Here is a 15,682-nt window from a genome sequence, read left to right as displayed (position 1 = left end):
GAGCGGTGTGAGAGGCCCCGGGCTGAACATGCTGCATGAGCACATCCACCCAATCCTTGACCGCCCCAACCGCCGAAGCCTTCCTCGAACGGTTCTTCTCCTCGGCCCTGGCCACAGCAGAACTGATGAGCGCCTACTTGGGCGATCGGCTCGGCTGGTACGCCGATCTGGCTGCACATCCGGCGTCCACCGCAGACCAGTTGGCCCGTCGCACCGGCACGAACGCCCGCTACGCCCGCGAATGGCTCGAGATGCAATCCGCCTACGGCATCCTCGAAGCCGACACAGCATCGGCGCCGGTGACATTCACCCTGCCCGCCGGCCCGGCCGAGGTACTGCTGAATCACACCAGCCTGGCCTACCTTGGGGCCTTGCCACGGATGTTCGCCGCCTCCTTCCGCCACCTGCCCGAACTCCTTGATGCGTACCGCCACGGTGGCGGGGTGAGTTGGGCACGGCTCGGCGCCGACGCACGCGAATCCCAGTCAGCCCTCAACCGACCGTGGTTCGACACCCGGTTGGCCCCTGCCCTTGCCCGCGTCGCAGATCTCCACCGACCACTTGGGCGACCTGGCGCGCGAGTGCTGGACGTCGGCTGCGGCGGCGGCTGGTCGACGATCGCTCTGGCTCGCGCTTACCCAGGGGCGACGTTTGTCGGGATCGACCCCGACGCCGAATCTGTCGTCATGGCCAAAGCCAATGCGGCGGCGCTCGCGGTCACCGACCAGACCACCTTCGTGACCGCCGACGGCACCACGGCGCCTGCCCACGGACCGTTCGACCTGGCCTTCGCGTTCGAGTGCCTACACGACATGTCGGACCCCGTCTCCGTCCTCTCCGCCATCCGCGAGTCGCTTGCCCCGGGCGGTCGGCTGGTCGTGATGGATGAGGCCGTCAGCTACGAATTCGACGGCCCGGCGAACGAACTCGACCGGTTCATGTACGCTGCTTCGCTTTTCGTGTGTCTGCCCGACGGCATGTCGTCGGACACGCCGTCGGCCGGCACCGGAACCGTGCTGCGGCCTTCCACCCTCACCCGATATGCCGACCGGGCCGGCTTCGGTGAGCCCCGAGTCCTTCCCATCGAGGACTTCAGCTTCTTCAGGTTCTACGAGCTCATCCCCCGCTGAAGCCCTCCGAACCTTCCGAGACCGCCGTTAAGGCCTCCACCGCAGCCCTGACGACAGTGTCACGGTCCATCACCGCGCCCAGCGCCATCAGGCGCGCGACCTCCACCGCCCCCAGACGGTCGACGAGTTCCTGTTTGACCAGTCCTAGGCGCACCGCATCCTCGCCCTGAACACCGGTTCCAGTGTGACCGTCTGCGGCCACGACGGCGCCCAACAGCCGGGCCGCGGCGACCACCGCTCCGGCCCGTGCCAGGAGCTCGCACACGCTCCGCAGCGAGACCCACTGGTGGGTCCAGTTCCCGGCCTCCTGCCAGTGCACCGAGGCCGCCTTGAACATCGCCGCGGCACGGCGGGGATCGCCGACCCGCGCCTCGATCGACGCCCGCGAGACCATAGAGACACCCTCCAGATAGCGATCGCCCGTGCTTCGTCCTCCTTCGATGGCTTCGTCAAGCAGGGCAGCCGCTCGGGCCGGATCCTCATCCAGGAGGCATTCGCCCGTCATGTAACGAGCCCAGAACTCGACCACGTCTTCGTTGGCGGCCCCTGCCTCGTCGGCCAGAGCCGATGCAGCACGGGCCAGCTCGAGGCTGTCGCGCCTCGGATTTGCATATTCCTCCACGAGGAGGAGGCAACCCTCCGCAAGCAGAGCGGCACCGTGCATGCCTGCCTTGGCCGCGGCCGTGCGCATGGCTTGGCAGTATCGTCGCGCACTTTCCATGTTCCCCTGGAACATCGCGACCTCGGCCAGGATCATCTCGGCGTGCACCTCCACCGCCGCAGTCGCCCCACCCGCCACGACCACCTCGGCCCAGCGGTGCGCGGCAGGCAGGTCGCCGTCGAATCTCGCACCGCACGCCGCCACCAGTTGCGCGGCTCTCGGCACCTGAGCGGATTCTCCGGTCAACTCGGCGTCCCTGATGAGGTCACGTGCCCACCCAGTGATCTCCGTGCTCATGGTCAGCTCGAGACATGGCAGGCAACCTGCCAACAGCTCACCCGCCAACTCCAGGTCATGGTGACGGGCCCAATCGACGGCCTGTCGAACATCGTCCAGCGACCCGGTCACGAGCCTTGCCGCGCTCTGGTGGCCGCTTCCCCAAAGGTGTCGCGCGAGTCCGCCGAGACGGGACGCTACGAGGCGGGCATGTGCCCCCGACACCGCGTCACGGGCGCCGCCATGTCCGAGACGCTCCCGCCCAAAGTCCCGGAGCGTCTCCAACAACCGGTACCCGTTACGCTCTGACGTGAGCATGGATGAGTCCACCAGTTCGGCCACGCCTGCCACGACATCGGGCAGCGAACCGCCCAGCTCGGCGATCAGCTGTTCCGCGGCCGTCAGGTCGAACGCCCCGGGGAAGACGGAAAGTGCCTCGAATAGCACCTGCACCTCAGGTTCGAGCAGAGCATAGGACCAGTCGACCACCGCGTGCAGGCTGCGGTGCCGAGGGTCTGTTGCCCTCCCGCCACTCAGCACCCGGAACCGCCACTGCAGCCTCTCGGCCAGGGCCTCCGGAGACACCGCATGCATCCGGGTGGCCGCCAACTCGACACTCAGCGGCACACCGTCAAGGCGTCGGCACACCTCGGCGACCGCGGTGCAGTTGTCAGCCGTAATCATGAATCCAGGTTCACGGGCCCGGACGCGTTCCACGAACAACTGCACGGCAGGTGAATGCCCCACAGTTGCGATTTCCCGGTCATCGAGGCTCGGAGGCGCAAGCGGCTTCAATTCGAAGACCGCCTCACCCGCGATCCGCAGCGGCACCCGGGACGTCGCCAATACGTTGATGCGTGGGCATTGGCGTAGGACGACCGAGGCGACCTGAGCTGCGGCTTCGACGAGGTGCTCACAGTTGTCGAGCACCAATTGCCCAGTGGAATCCGCGAGCGCCTCCCCTAGCGCCTCGATCGGTGACCGGTCCCGCCGGAGGTGGACGCCTGTGGCCTCGGCGACGCGGTGCACCACGGCATCTCCCTGGTCGACGGCGGCAAGCTCTGCCACCCAACCTCCGCCCCGCTGTAGTGCCAGGGCCAGCGACGTCTTACCGACTCCTCCGACGCCGACCACGGTCACGACCCGATGCCTTGCTGTGAGAGCTCGCACCGCGGAGAGTTCGGCGCTCCTGCCGATCAGTCCTGGCATCCTTTCCCGGGTCCTGCCGGCCACTGGAACGCGCTGTTGGAGTATCTCCAGATGCACTCGACTCACCTCGGGGGTCGGGTCGGTGCCGAGCTGCTCCGCGAGCCTTGCGCTCAAGGCCCGGTATACCGCAAGCGCCTCGGTCGGACGGTTCGCCGCGGCCAGGGCCTGCATATGGCGCATGTGGAGGCTCTCGACGCATCGTCCACGGCAGCAGCCGTTCGACGGCCTCTGACGGCCTGCCAAGTAGCAGCAGCGCGTCGGCTGCGGCCTCGATTCCCCGCAGCCGCAATTCGTCGAGCCGGGCGACAGCAGGCTGCAGCCAGACCTCGTCACAAAGGTCGCCGAAGGCCCCGCCTCGCCACAGCGCCTCACACTCGTCCAGTTGTCGCAGGGTCGCCTCCGGATCAGCATCCATCCCTGAGCAGGCAGCCCGGACCCCGTCGGTGAACATCTGAGAGTCGATCGCGCCCGCCCCAACGACGAGTCGGTAGCCGGGCGCGACTGTGTGGATCTCGATCCCCTGCACGCCTCTTCTGCGCAACTCCGAACGCAGCCTGAAGGCCAGGTTATGCAGGGCCGAAGTCGGGTCCCCCGGCTGATCGTCCCCCCATACGGCGAAGGCGAGTCGGTCGATACCGACGACCCGATCCGAGTTGACGATGAGCGCGCACAACAGCCGTCTGAGGCGTTCGCTCGACGCGATCTTGTCGGATTTCGGATCGGGCAGGATGGCGTCCGGGGACCACACCTCTATCGGGCCGAGAATCCGCAGAAGAGCCATGACCAATTGTATGGCCGTGGATCAGTGGACGACCCGCCCCCGAAGCACCAGGGAGGCGGGACGGTAGAGCGCCGTCAAGTCTTCGCGTGGGTCGGCGTCGAGCACGATGAGGTCGGCGCTGGCACCAGTGGTGAGGACATCGGCGCCAAGCCAGCCGCGCGCCCGCCAGCTTGCGGCGCCCAGGGCGAACCCGTTTCCGCCGACCTCGGCCAACTCCTCGATCTCGGAGCGGATCTGTCCGTGGGGCACGACGGTGCCCGCGTCGGTGCCCGAATACACTTGGACCCCCGCTTCGACGGCCTTGCCGATGGTCGCCTTCCGGCGCTCGTACAGGTCGGTCATGTGCGTGAAATACGTCGGGTACTTGTCCTTTGCCGGCGCCGCGTACATGGGGAATCGGGCCAGGTTGATCATCGTCGGCACGAGGGCCGTGCCTCGCCGCACCATCTCCTCGATGACCTCGTCTGTCATGCCGGTACCGTGCTCGATGCAGTCGATGCCGGCAGAGACCAACTCTGCGACGGACTGCTCACCGAAGCAATGTGCGGTGACCCTGGCGCCCTCCTCATGCGCCGCTGCGATCGCCTGAGCTGCAACGTCGGCGGGCCACAGCGGGGCGAGATCGCCGACGCTGCGGTCGATCCAGTCGCCGACCAGCTTGACCCACCCGTCACCCGAGCGCGCCTCGTGCCGGACCTGTTCGACGAGATCGGCAGGTTCGACCTCCGCACCCACTCCACGGAGGTACCGTTTCGGGCGCGCGACGTGGCGACCGGCGCGCAGCAGCCGCGGCAGGTCGCCGTCCTGCTGAACCCAGCGGGTATCGGCCGGCGATCCTGCGTCGCGGATCAGCATCGTCCCCGCGGAAAGGTCTTCGAGGGCCTGCCGACGGGCGGTTGCGGCGTCAACCGCCCCCTCTGGCCCAAGGCCGATGTGACAGTGGGCATCGACCAGGCCGGGGAGCACCCAACACTCCGCGGATCTGCTCTGGGCCCCGGAGACCGGGCCTTCTACGATCACCCCGTCGGCGATCCAGAGTTCCGTCGGCTCCTCGGCGCCGGGAAGCACCCATGCCTTCTGGAAATGCAAGGCCTCACCCATGTCGACTCCCTCTGATTCTCTAGAATTTGGGCTTGTTCTGGTCGAACATCTTGGCGAGCTCGGGCGGCAGTTGGAAGTCGTCCATCGACTGCGGAATCTGCGGCGCCTGGGGCTGCTGCTGGACCGGACGGTTCGCCGGGCGCGCGCCCCCCTTGCGCCCCTTCTTTCCCTGCTGCCGCTTGCTGCCCGAACGACGGCCCCCCATCCCCGGCATTCCCGGCATTCCGGGCATGCCGCCACCGGCGAGGGACTCCATCATCTTTCGGGCCTCAACGAAGCGGTTGACGAGCTTGTTCACCTCTGAAACCTGAACGCCGGCACCCTTTGCGATGCGGGCACGACGCGACCCGTTGAGGATCGACACATCGTCACGCTCGGCCGGGGTCATCGAGTGGATGATCGCCTCGATCCGATCGATCTCCTTCTCGTCGATCTCGTTGATCGCGTCCTTGAACTGACCGGCCCCCGGCAACATGCCCAGGATCTTGGACATCGGCCCCATCTTGCGGAGCTGCTGCATCTGTGAGAGGAAGTCCTGGAGGCCGAACTTGTTCTTCCCCATCAGCTTCTCGGCCGCTGCGCGGGACTCTTCGGCGTCGAAGGTCTTCTCCGCCTGCTCGATGAGGGTGAGCATGTCGCCCATGCCGAGGATGCGCGAGGCCATCCGGTCGGGGTGGAACATGTCGAAGTCGGTTAGGCCCTCGCCGTTGGAGGCGAACATGATCGGCTTGCCGAGCACGCGGGCGATCGACAGGGCGGCACCGCCGCGGGCGTCGCCGTCGAGCTTGGTGAGCACGACACCGTCGACGCCGACCCCTTCGTCAAAGGCCTTGGCCGTGTTGACGGCGTCCTGGCCGATCATCGAGTCGACTACGAAGAGGGTCTCGGAGGGGTTGACCGCCGCCTTGATGTCAGCGGCCTGCTGCATCAGTTCCTGATCGACGCCCAGTCGGCCCGCGGTGTCGACGATCACCACGTCGTAGAGCTTGGCCTCTGCGTGGACGATCGCGCGTCGGGCGACGTCGACCGGGTCACCGACACCGTTGCCGGGCTCGGGGGCGAACACGTGGACCCCTGCCCGCTCGCCCACGATCTGGAGCTGGTTGACGGCGTTTGGGCGCTGGAGGTCGGCCGCGACCAGCAAAGGGGTGTGTCGGTTCTCGCGAAGCCAGATGCCGAGCTTGCCTGCCAGCGTCGTCTTGCCCGCACCCTGGAGGCCCGCGAGCATGATCACCGTCGGGGGGCGCTTGGCGAACCGGATGGGGCGGGCCTCGCCACCCAGGATCGAGATGAGTTCATCGTTGACGAACTTGATGACCTGCTGCGACGGGTTGAGTGCCTTCGACAGCTCGGCGTCGAGTGCTCGGGCTTTGACGGCGGCGACGAACTCCTTGACCACGGCGAGGTTGACATCGGCCTCGAGCAACGCGATCCGGATCTCGCGCATGGTGGCGTCGATGTCCGCCTCAGTGAGGCGTCCCTTGGAGCGGAGCCCCTTGAAAACTGTGGCAAGGCGATCTTGCAGCGTGTCGAACACTTGGGTTGGCCCTTCGCAGATGAGCTTGAACAGCCCAAGGATACTCAAGGTTCCACCGATCAATCATGTCCTCGCTGCGGCGCAACCGGATCAGGGTGATCCGTCACCCCCTCTGATTCCCCCAAGCCTTCGCCGCGGGCACGGGACGCATTGTGTCACCGGGGCGTGCAAGAGTGGACGCATGACTGAGCCATGGGACGTTGAGCCGCCGCCCGACTTCGATGAGCTGCCCCCCGATCCCTGGGACCTCCCGCCCTCCGATCTCGGGGAGGCGCTCCCCCGCGCCACCGACACGGGAAGGGCAGCGGCTCCGACGCGCGGAGCGGTAGCACGCGGCACGGTAGGGCTCCGCGACGAGGCGCTGACGATTCTCCGCGCGCTCACCGGCAACGCCCAGGCCGACTTTCATCCTGGCCAGTTCGAGGCGATCGAGGCCCTCGTTGCCGAGCATCGCAGGGCGCTCGTGGTCCAACGCACAGGCTGGGGCAAATCCGCCGTCTACTTCATCGCGGCCCTCCTCCAGCGTCGAGCCGGCGCCGGGCCCGCGCTGATCGTCTCCCCGCTGCTCGCCCTGATGCGCGACCAGGTCGCGGCTGCGGAACGGGCGGGGGTGCGGGCGGCCGCGATCAACTCCTCCAACGTCACGCAGTGGGCCGACATCGAGTCGCTCCTCGACAGCGACTCGATCGACGTCCTGCTTGTCTCGCCCGAACGCCTGGTCAACCCCCGGTTCAGGGCCGAGCAGCTGCCCAGGCTGATCCGCCAGGCAGGGCTGGTCGTCATCGACGAGGCCCACTGCATCAGCGACTGGGGCCACGACTTCCGGCCCGACTACCGTCGCATCCGAACTCTCATCGCGGAGTTGCCCTCGGACGTGCCGGTGCTGGCGACCACCGCGACCGCCAACGAGCGTGTGGTCCATGACGTCGCCGAGCAGATGGCAGAAGGGGGGCACGAGGTGTTCACGCTTCGAGGGCCGCTCGCACGGGAGTCGCTGCGGCTGGGCGTGCTCGAGCTCGGAACATCCTGGCGTCGGCTCGCCTGGCTGGCCGAGCATCTAGCCGACCTGCCAGGCAGCGGGATCGTCTACTGCCTCACCGTCTCATCGGCTGAGGAGACAGCCACCCTCCTCAGCAAGGCAGGCCACCGCGTCCTGGCTTATACGGGCCGCACGGACCCAGTCGACAGATTGGCAGCCGAATCCGCTCTCAAGGGCAACGACGTCAAAGCTCTCATCGCGACGTCCGCGCTCGGCATGGGCTTCGACAAGCCCGACCTCGGCTTCGTCGTGCACCTCGGCTCCCCCAGCTCACCCGTGGCCTACTATCAGCAGGTCGGCCGCGCGGGAAGGGCGACCGATAGCGCCGACGTCCTACTGCTGCCCGGCCGGGAGGATCGGGAGATCTGGCACTACTTCGCCACCAACGCGATGCCCACCAGGACAAGGGCCGACGCGGTGCTGGGCGCGCTGAGCGACGCAGACCGGCCGCTCTCGGTCGGTGCGCTGGAGGCCAGGGTCGACCTGAGGAGGAGCCAACTCGAACTGCTGCTGAAGGTGCTGGCCGTCGACGGCGTCGTCGAGTCTGTCACCGGTGGCTGGGTTTCCACCGGTGTTGCCTGGGTCTACGACTCTGAGCGGTACGAACGGATCGCTGAAGCTCGCCTCGCCGAACAACGCTCGATGATCGAGTACCAGGAGCTGGACGGTTGCCGGATGGCTTTCCTGACCGCGGCGTTGGACGACCCGTCGAGCGCTCCATGCGGCCGGTGCGACACCTGCGCGGGCCCCTGGTACCCGACGGAGATCTCCGCAGATTCCGAGCGTGAGGCCCGAACCTCGATGGACCGGGTCGGGGTGGAGATTCCGCCCCGGCTGCAGTGGCCGACCGGGCTCGACCGGTTGGGGGTCACGGTCGACGGCGTACCGGTCAAGGGGAAGCTACCCGTCGGGGAGGTGCTCGAAGAGGGACGCGTCGTCGCACGCCTCACCGATCTGGGCTACGGCAACACGTTGCGGGAACTGTTCGCGGCCGACCGCGACGGCAGACCGGTCGACAGGGAACTGCCGGCCCCGCTCGCCTCGGCCTGCCTGCGGGTGTTGAAGGAATGGCAGTGGCACGGACGCCCCGTCGCGGTGGCCTGGATCCCAAGCCTCGGCCGCCCCCGACTCGTGGAGTCTCTCGGCTCTGGCCTCGCGCGGGCGGGTCGGCTTGAGCCGCTCGGCCCCCTAAACCTGACTGCTGCCACTCCTGCGGTCGCGGCCAACAGCGCCTTCCGGGTCCGCGACCTTTGGTCCCGCTTCACGGTGCCACCCGAGATGGCAGATCGGCTGGCGAGCCTGCGCGGTCCGGTACTCCTGGTCGACGACCTGGTCGATTCGCGGTGGACGATGACGATCGCCGGCCGCCTGCTGCGGCGCGCCGGCGCCGACGCCGTCCTCCCGTTCGCTCTAGCCACCATGGCCTGAGCGGAAGCTACTCTTGCGAGGCCTACTCGCCCAGGATGCCCGCCACGAACCCGTCCGCGTCGAACGGCGCGAGATCGTCGACCCCTTCGCCGAGGCCGACGAGTTTGACGGGGACACCGAGCTCACGCTGCACCTGGACGACGATGCCGCCCTTGGCGGAGCCGTCCAGCTTGGTCAGCACGATGCCCGTGACGTCGACGACCTCTGCGAAGATGCGGGCCTGGGTCATGCCGTTCTGTCCGGTGGTGGCGTCGAGCACGAGCAGCACCTCGGTGACCGGGGCCTTCTTTTCGATGACCCGCTTGACCTTGCCAAGCTCGTCCATCAGCCCGGTCTTGGTGTGCAGGCGGCCCGCGGTGTCGACGATCACGACGTCGACTCCGTCCTCGACGCCCTTTGCCACCGCATCGAACGCGACGGATGCCGGGTCGGCCCCGTCGATGTCGCTGCGAACGGTCTCGACGCCGACCCGTTCACCCCAGGTCGCCAACTGCTCCGCAGCCGCGGCGCGGAAGGTGTCGGCGGCACCGAGCAGGACCGACTTCTCCTCCGCGACGAGCACGCGGGCGAGCTTGCCGACCGTGGTCGTCTTGCCCGTGCCGTTCACTCCGACGACGAGGACGACCGCCGGGTCGCCATCCTTGGCCGGGGTGAGGTTGAGCGACCGGTCGAGAGTCGGGTCGACCAGCTTCAGCAACTCCTCGTGGAGGACTTCCTTCGCCTTCGCAGGATCGGCGATACCGTCGACGGCCAGGCGCTTGCGCAGCGCGTCGGTCAGTTCCGTCGCAGGGCCGACGCCCAGGTCGGAGGTGATGAGGGTGGTTTCGAAGTCGTCCCAGACATCCGCGTCGATCTTGTCGACAGCCAGAAGGTCGGATAGTGCCCGCGCCAGGGCATTGTTGCTGCTCGCCAACCGACGGCGCAGACGCGACCAGCGGCTGAGCGGTGCCTCGGGGCGGTCAAGCTCGGTCGTCTCTGGTACGACTGCCACGCTCTCCTCGACGGGTGCCAGACCATCGACGACGTCGACCTCCGGCTCCGGGGCGACGGCAACACCGTCGGGCGTCGGGCCCTCGACCTCCGTCGGGACTACGGGCTGAGGCCCGCCCTGGGCGGCCTCTTGGCCGGGCTCAAGTTCGGGCTTCTGCGCCCTTTCGAGTTCGCGCTGCTTGCGGCCGTCGAGGTAGACGACGGCGCCACCGATGACCAGCGCAAGGCCGACGATCGCAATTACTGTCCAGAAGATCCACACGCGGTCATCCTACCGATGAGAAGGCACGCCCTCCGAGTCACGGTCCGTGAGCGGCAGAAAGGGTCGAGGCAGTGGGCGATACTCGACCCCAGACGGAGGAAAACCGACCACTGGCCGATTCTCGGGAACACCACCCCAACCACCACACCCCCGACGCGCCAAGCAGTGGCCGATACTCGACCCCAGACGGAGGAAAATCGACCACTGGCCGATTTTCGCGAGCAGTTCCGTCCGGGTGTTCTCCCGGGGTTCCCGACGGGGTACTCCGGGGATCTCGAGGGGAGGCTCAGCGGGAGTGGCTCTCGGCCCTCTCGTCAAGCTTGCGAAGGAACTGCGGCACCTGGCCGTTCCCGTTGAGGCGTTGGTTGGTCTCGGAGACGATGCGCTCAACGCGCTGATCCTTGACCCTGAACTGGCCAGATGAGACGGCGACGACGAAACCGACGCCTACGGCGATGAGCACAATGATGACGAGGGTGATCCCTGCGAACATGGGGAAGGTCCTTCAAACTGATTGGAAGCACCACCAGTGTGCCACCGTTGTGGGCCACAACCTGTGTCCAACGGCGTGTCGGGTCAATCCTCGATGAATCGTTGCGAAACCACCGTCGAGATCCCGTCGCCGCGCATTGTCACCCCGTAGAGGGAGTCGGCGATCTCCATGGTCCGCTTCTGGTGCGTGATGATCAGCAATTGCGAGTTGGCCCGGAGGTCCTCGTAGATCCCGAGCAGACGTCCGAGGTTTGCGTCGTCCAGCGCGGCTTCCACCTCGTCGAGGATGTAGAAGGGGCTCGGTCGGGCCATGAACAGCGAAACCAGGAACGCCACGGCCACAAGGGAGCGTTCGCCGCCAGAGAGCAGAGACAGCCGTTTGACCTGCTTGCCGGCGGGCCGGGCCTCGACGTCGACGCCCGTGGTGAGCCAGTCTCCTGGATCGGTCAGGATCAGCCTGCCCTCCCCGCCGGGGAAGAGCCTTGTGAACACGGAGGCGAAGCTTTCCGCTACGTCCCGGTATGCGGCCTCGAACACCTCCTGGACCCGTTTGTCGACCTCGTCGACGATGCCCACCAGGTCCGCACGGGTCCTCCTCAGGTCGTCCACCTGCGCCGAGAGGAACTGGTGCCTGGACGTCATGGCCTCGAACTCCTCGAGCGCTAGTGGGTTGACCCGCCCGAGCCTTACGAGGTCGCGTTCTGCGGCGCTCAACCTGGCCGCCTCCCGGTCGCGGTCGAAGCAGACAGGGGCCGGTGCTTCATCGTCTTCGGTGAGAACCGTGCCGTCTGGTGGGGTGAGCACCGTCACCGGTTGGTCCGGCCCGTACTCGGCAACCAGTTGTCCTGGGTCGAGCCCGAGCTCACTCAGCGCGCGGTCGGTGAGCTGCTCGATCCGCATCCGGTGCTCGACGCGCACCATTTCATCCCGGTGCTCGCCGCGGACGATCTCATCGAGCCTCGCCGCCAGCTCCGCCGAGTCGTGCCTGGCGCGGCTCGTAGCCGATTCGGCGTCACGGCGCGCCTGCTCCGCGATGTCCCGCTGCTCCCCGGCCCTCCGTCTGGCTGTTTCAACCTTTTCTGCGAGGACCACGGCAGCCTCATGCACCACCCCAGCCACCGCGGCCTCCCTGCGCAGCCGTTCGGCCCGCTGTTCAGCCTTCGCACGCGTGGCCCTTTCCTGCGCGGCGGCGCGCCGCAGTCCCTCCGCACGCCCGCCGATCGCCTTGATCTGCTCCTCCACGCTCCGCAGTCGAAGCCGTGCCTCCATCTCGGTCTGCCTGGACCGGCGTGCCTCGGCGGCCTGCGCATCACGCTCAGCAGGGTCCGGCTCCGCGCCGTCCTCCTCCGCCGATGCTGCCTCCAGCCGCGCGCTCAGCTCCGAGAGCGCCCGCTCGTCACGGCCCCTGGCTTCCTGCGCAGCCTCGATGGCTTCGGTGAGCCGCTGGGCCTCGCGGTGCGCGGTCGCCTGCCCCTGACGATAGGAGTTGAGACGGTCCGCCACGGCCGCCAGCTGGGCATCCGACTCGTGCAGCAGAGCGAGTGCATCGTCCGCGCGTCCCTGCGCATCCGCGAGCCGGGACTGAAGACCTTGAGTTGCGAAACGCAGTTGTTCCGCGTCACGTGTGATTGAAAGGAGATGGTCCTCCGCCTCAGCGAGCTCCGCCCGCAACTCCAGGAGCGACGGCTGTTCTGCCGAGCCGACTTCGACCAGCCAGGATGAGTACAGCTCCCCGGCCGGAGTCACCGCCACGAGATCGGGGCGCGCCCCCACCAGATCCACCGCGTCTCCTGCGGTTTCCACCGTGACGACGTTGAGCAGGAGCCGGTCCAGAGCCCCGGCCAAGGGTTCGGGAGCGCTCACCAACGCCCGCACCGACCTGCCCGGGACGGCACCAGCCGCGGGCCCCTCCGCGCCGGCAACGACCAGAGGTGCGCGTCCCCGGTCACCCTCCGAGAGGAAGTGCGCCGCGGCCACTGCCCCTTCCAGCCCCCGCACGACAACCGCCTCAGCCATTCCGCGCAGAGCAGCCGAGACCACTGCTTCGTGCCCGGCCTCGACGGTGATCAACTCGGAGAGTCGTCCGAGGATGTCGTCTCGCCCCATGTCGATCAAGTCCGCAGCCCCATCACTGCGCGCGCTGAGCAGCCGCAACGCTTCGACTCGCGCCTCGAGGCCCGCGCGCTTCTTGCCGTTGTCTGCTTCTTTCGAACGGACCTCGACGAGCTCCGCCTCCACTTCGGAGACCGCGGCACAGGCCTCCTCGTACGCTTCGTCCAGGTCTGATTCGCTGCTTCCGAGCCCGGCCAGGGACGACTCGGTCGAGTGGTACAGCTTGGCAGATGAGTCCGCCCGCGCCAATGCCTCACCGCGCCTGTTATCGAGCCTGGCGATCTCTTCACCGGAGGCCTCCAGCCTCGCCCTGACGGCGTCGATGCGGCCAACCAACCGGGCTCGCCCTTCACGTCGGTCGGCCACCGCCCGCAAGGCCGCAGCGTACGCCCGTTCGGCCGCACCGTGGCGGGCCTCCGCGGAACTGCGACCAAGCGTCGCATCAGTCAGGGCCGAGTTGGCCTGATCCGCGATCCTGCGCAGCTCCCGCTCCCTGGCCTCCACGTCGGCAGCCTCGGCCTCGAGTGTTGCCGGTGGACGCCCCACGGCCTCGAACGTCGGCTGGTTCTCGAGCGCCCGTATGCGTTCCGCGGCTATCGAGACGGTGGTGGTGACGCGTTCTCGCAGCGCGGCGAGGTTGTACCACTGTTCCTGGGAGGCATCGAAGTCCGCCGCGGCGGTCTTGAGTCGCTCTTCCGCGGCCTCCTCCGCCCGATGTGCCTCCCTGACGGCAAGCTCGGCCCTGGCCCTGGCCTCGGCTGCGGCGGCTTCGTCCGCCAGTTCTGTGGCGAGCTTCGCCTGTTCGGTGACGAGGTCGTCAGCCAGCAACCGAGCCTTGGCATCGCGGAGTTCCGCCTGGATCACCGCCGCCCTCCGCGCGGTCTGCGCCTGCCGTCCCAGTGGCTTCAGTTGGCGGGCGAGCTCGGCGACCAGGTCTTGGAGCCGTTCGAGGTTTGCCCCGGTGGCTTCAAGCTTTCGCAGGGCGCGCTCTTTCCGCTTGCGGTGTTTGAGGACTCCCGCAGCCTCCTCGATGAAACCTCGCCGCGACTCCGGTGTCGCCTGGAGGATCGCGTCGAGCTGCCCCTGGCCGACGATGACGTGCATCGTGCGGCCGATCCCTGAGTCGCTCAGCAGTTCCTGGACGTCAAGCAGCCTGGCCGTCGCGCCGTTGATGGCGTACTCAGAGCCGCCTCCACGGAACATGGTGCGGGTGATGGTGACCTCGGTGTACTCGATCGGCAGCGCCCCGTCGGAGTTGTCTATGGTCAGCTCCACCTCCGCCCGCCCCAGTGGCGCGCGGCTGCTGGTGCCGGCGAAGATGACGTCTTCCATCTTTCCGCCACGGAGGGTCTTTGCGCCCTGCTCCCCCATCACCCAGGTGAGCGCGTCGACGACGTTGGACTTGCCGGACCCATTGGGCCCGACGACGCAGGTGATCCCGGGTTCGAACACCAGCGTCGTCGCCGAGGCAAATGATTTGAATCCGCGCAGGGTCAGCTTCTTGAGATACATCGCTACTCTGCGGCCTGAACCTCCGCCGCGTCCGTGTGCACGGGTGCATGACCTCGGACTGAGCGGAAGGTCCACAGCTTGTTGACGATGAAGTTGATCGGCATGGTGATCAGGATGGCGATCAACTGTGACCAGTACTCACGGGATCTGAGGCCGGTCTCCTCATGGAAGTGCGGTTCGGGGAGGAAGAACGGGCTGGATGGGTTCGTCATGGCGATCTTGAGGAACATCCCGACCAGGGCGGCAACCGAACCGACCGCGAGGAACGGCCAGAACTCCTTCCACCACCCGGCATGCTTGCTCGATTTGAACGTCCACCAACGGTTGAGCTGGAAGTTGTACAGGTTCGCGACGAGGAAGGCGACGATCCAGACAAGGACGGTGAACCGGATGTTGAACGGGGTGCCCTTGATGGCGAACAGGATGTTCTGAGCGTTGATGGAGCCGCCGTTGAGCTTGTTCATGACGACGGTTACCACCATGTTCACCAACACGCCCGAACCACCGACGACGCCGAACTTCACCAACTGGCGCATGGTGTTGCCGTAGCGGCGGGTGAGCTCCCTGATCATCTGACTCCCTTCGGGGCACGCCTGGACCTCGGGCAGAGGTATGAGCTGCGGTTCATGAACTGCTTCGCACGATAGCGGTGCCGCGGACGATTCTATCGAGACGGGTTGCCGGGCGTGTCTACGGGGCGGCGGCTGGCCGGGTGTGCCGAGGACCGGACGGGTCAGACGTCGAACCGATCCAGCAGCGGAAGGCCGTTGGTGGTCATCGCGCCGGGGGGTGCCACATCGCCTGCACGCCTGCCCGGCACGCCCATAGACGTTGAGGCTCCTGGCGAAGTAGCCAGACTCCCCGTCGATGTCGACATACAGCGAGTCGAACGAGGTTCCGCCCTGTTCGAGCGCCTCGGCCATGACCTCATGGGCCGACCGGATGAGTTGGACGGCCTTCCTGGGGCCGAGGTCGGCCGTGGGCTGCTCGAAGTGGATTCTGGCGCGCCACAATGCTTCGTCGGCATAGATGTTGCCCACGCCGCTGATCAGCCGCTGATCGAGGATCGCGCGTTTGACGGTGGTGTGCCTGGCCCGCATGCGACGCGCCACCGCCGACTGGTCGAAGCGGGGGTCGAAGGGGTCAAGCGCG

Annotated in this window: 8 protein-coding genes and 4 pseudogenes; 2 read left to right on the top strand and 10 right to left on the bottom strand. The window is 67.3% G+C overall.

The window, feature by feature from the left end; all coding sequences use genetic code 11:
• Positions 1 to 35: 35 nt before the first annotated feature.
• On the top strand, positions 36 to 1,130 hold the full coding sequence (locus BUC15_RS09565; RefSeq protein ID WP_073187542.1) for a class I SAM-dependent methyltransferase: 1,095 nt from the start codon (positions 36 to 38) through the stop codon (positions 1,128 to 1,130).
• Here BUC15_RS09565 and BUC15_RS09560 read toward each other — a convergent pair.
• The 5 genes and pseudogenes from BUC15_RS09560 to ffh form a co-directional block, all read right to left on the bottom strand.
• The gene (locus tag BUC15_RS09560) at positions 1,117 to 3,207 is read right to left on the bottom strand and encodes an ATP-binding protein (RefSeq protein ID WP_175558288.1); all 2,091 of its coding nucleotides are present in this window, start codon (positions 3,205 to 3,207) and stop codon (positions 1,117 to 1,119) included. The genes BUC15_RS09565 and BUC15_RS09560 overlap by 14 nt on opposite strands.
• Before the next feature lie 168 nt (positions 3,208 to 3,375).
• A pseudogene (locus BUC15_RS21240) lies at positions 3,376 to 3,447 on the bottom strand (hypothetical protein); the annotation flags it as partial.
• 40 nt (positions 3,448 to 3,487) lie between these two features.
• A pseudogene (locus BUC15_RS21235) lies at positions 3,488 to 4,057 on the bottom strand (AfsR/SARP family transcriptional regulator); the annotation flags it as partial.
• Between the two features lie 21 nt (positions 4,058 to 4,078).
• Positions 4,079 to 5,158: an amidohydrolase family protein gene (locus BUC15_RS09555; RefSeq protein WP_073187540.1), complete on the bottom strand. Its 1,080-nt coding sequence runs from the start codon at positions 5,156 to 5,158 to the stop codon at positions 4,079 to 4,081.
• A 19-nt stretch (positions 5,159 to 5,177) separates the two neighbouring features.
• Positions 5,178 to 6,695, bottom strand: a complete 1,518-nt coding sequence (ffh, locus tag BUC15_RS09550) for a signal recognition particle protein (RefSeq protein WP_073187538.1) — start codon at positions 6,693 to 6,695, stop codon at positions 5,178 to 5,180.
• 181 nt (positions 6,696 to 6,876) lie between these two features.
• Here ffh and BUC15_RS09545 point away from each other — a divergent pair, with 181 nt between their 5' ends.
• Positions 6,877 to 9,162 (top strand): RecQ family ATP-dependent DNA helicase, encoded by a 2,286-nt coding sequence (locus BUC15_RS09545; protein ID WP_084189485.1) that lies wholly within the window; start codon positions 6,877 to 6,879, stop codon positions 9,160 to 9,162.
• 22 nt (positions 9,163 to 9,184) lie between these two features.
• Here the strand turns inward: BUC15_RS09545 and ftsY are convergent.
• The 5 genes and pseudogenes from ftsY to BUC15_RS21080 all read right to left on the bottom strand — a co-directional run.
• Positions 9,185 to 10,117, bottom strand: a pseudogene (gene ftsY / locus BUC15_RS09540) (signal recognition particle-docking protein FtsY); the annotation flags it as partial.
• A gap of 583 nt (positions 10,118 to 10,700) precedes the next feature.
• Positions 10,701 to 10,907: a hypothetical protein gene (locus tag BUC15_RS09535; RefSeq protein ID WP_073187534.1), complete on the bottom strand. Its 207-nt coding sequence runs from the start codon at positions 10,905 to 10,907 to the stop codon at positions 10,701 to 10,703.
• 83 nt (positions 10,908 to 10,990) lie between these two features.
• Positions 10,991 to 14,530 carry a chromosome segregation protein SMC gene (gene smc, locus BUC15_RS09530; RefSeq protein WP_073187532.1) on the bottom strand — a complete coding sequence of 1,180 codons (3,540 nt, stop codon included), beginning with the start codon at positions 14,528 to 14,530 and terminating at the stop codon, positions 10,991 to 10,993.
• A 2-nt stretch (positions 14,531 to 14,532) separates the two neighbouring features.
• Complete coding sequence (locus tag BUC15_RS09525) at positions 14,533 to 15,066, bottom strand: GtrA family protein (protein WP_139280191.1); 534 nt, start codon at positions 15,064 to 15,066, stop codon at positions 14,533 to 14,535.
• Positions 15,067 to 15,477: 411 nt separating this feature from the next.
• A pseudogene (locus BUC15_RS21080) lies at positions 15,478 to 15,630 on the bottom strand (bifunctional DNA-formamidopyrimidine glycosylase/DNA-(apurinic or apyrimidinic site) lyase); the annotation flags it as partial.
• Between the last annotated feature and the right edge of the window lie 52 nt (positions 15,631 to 15,682).

This window comes from Tessaracoccus bendigoensis DSM 12906 (assembly GCF_900141915.1).
Taxonomy (GTDB): domain Bacteria; phylum Actinomycetota; class Actinomycetes; order Propionibacteriales; family Propionibacteriaceae; genus Arachnia; species Arachnia bendigoensis.
The sequence above is the reverse complement of the archived record's forward strand: the minus strand, read 5'-3'. Positions and strand labels throughout refer to the sequence as shown.

Bases quoted from the DNA above. Each gene is read 5' to 3' on its own strand.
- BUC15_RS09565 (WP_073187542.1), top strand. From the start codon at position 36: ATGAGCACATCCACCCAATCCTTGACCGCCCCAACCGCCGAAGCCTTC.
- BUC15_RS09555 (WP_073187540.1), bottom strand. From the start codon at position 5,158: ATGGGTGAGGCCTTGCATTTCCAGAAGGCATGGGTGCTTCCCGGCGCC.
- BUC15_RS09545 (WP_084189485.1), top strand. From the start codon at position 6,877: ATGACTGAGCCATGGGACGTTGAGCCGCCGCCCGACTTCGATGAGCTG.
- BUC15_RS09535 (WP_073187534.1), bottom strand. From the start codon at position 10,907: ATGTTCGCAGGGATCACCCTCGTCATCATTGTGCTCATCGCCGTAGGC.
- smc (WP_073187532.1), bottom strand. From the start codon at position 14,530: ATGTATCTCAAGAAGCTGACCCTGCGCGGATTCAAATCATTTGCCTCG.
- BUC15_RS09525 (WP_139280191.1), bottom strand. From the start codon at position 15,066: ATGCGCCAGTTGGTGAAGTTCGGCGTCGTCGGTGGTTCGGGCGTGTTG.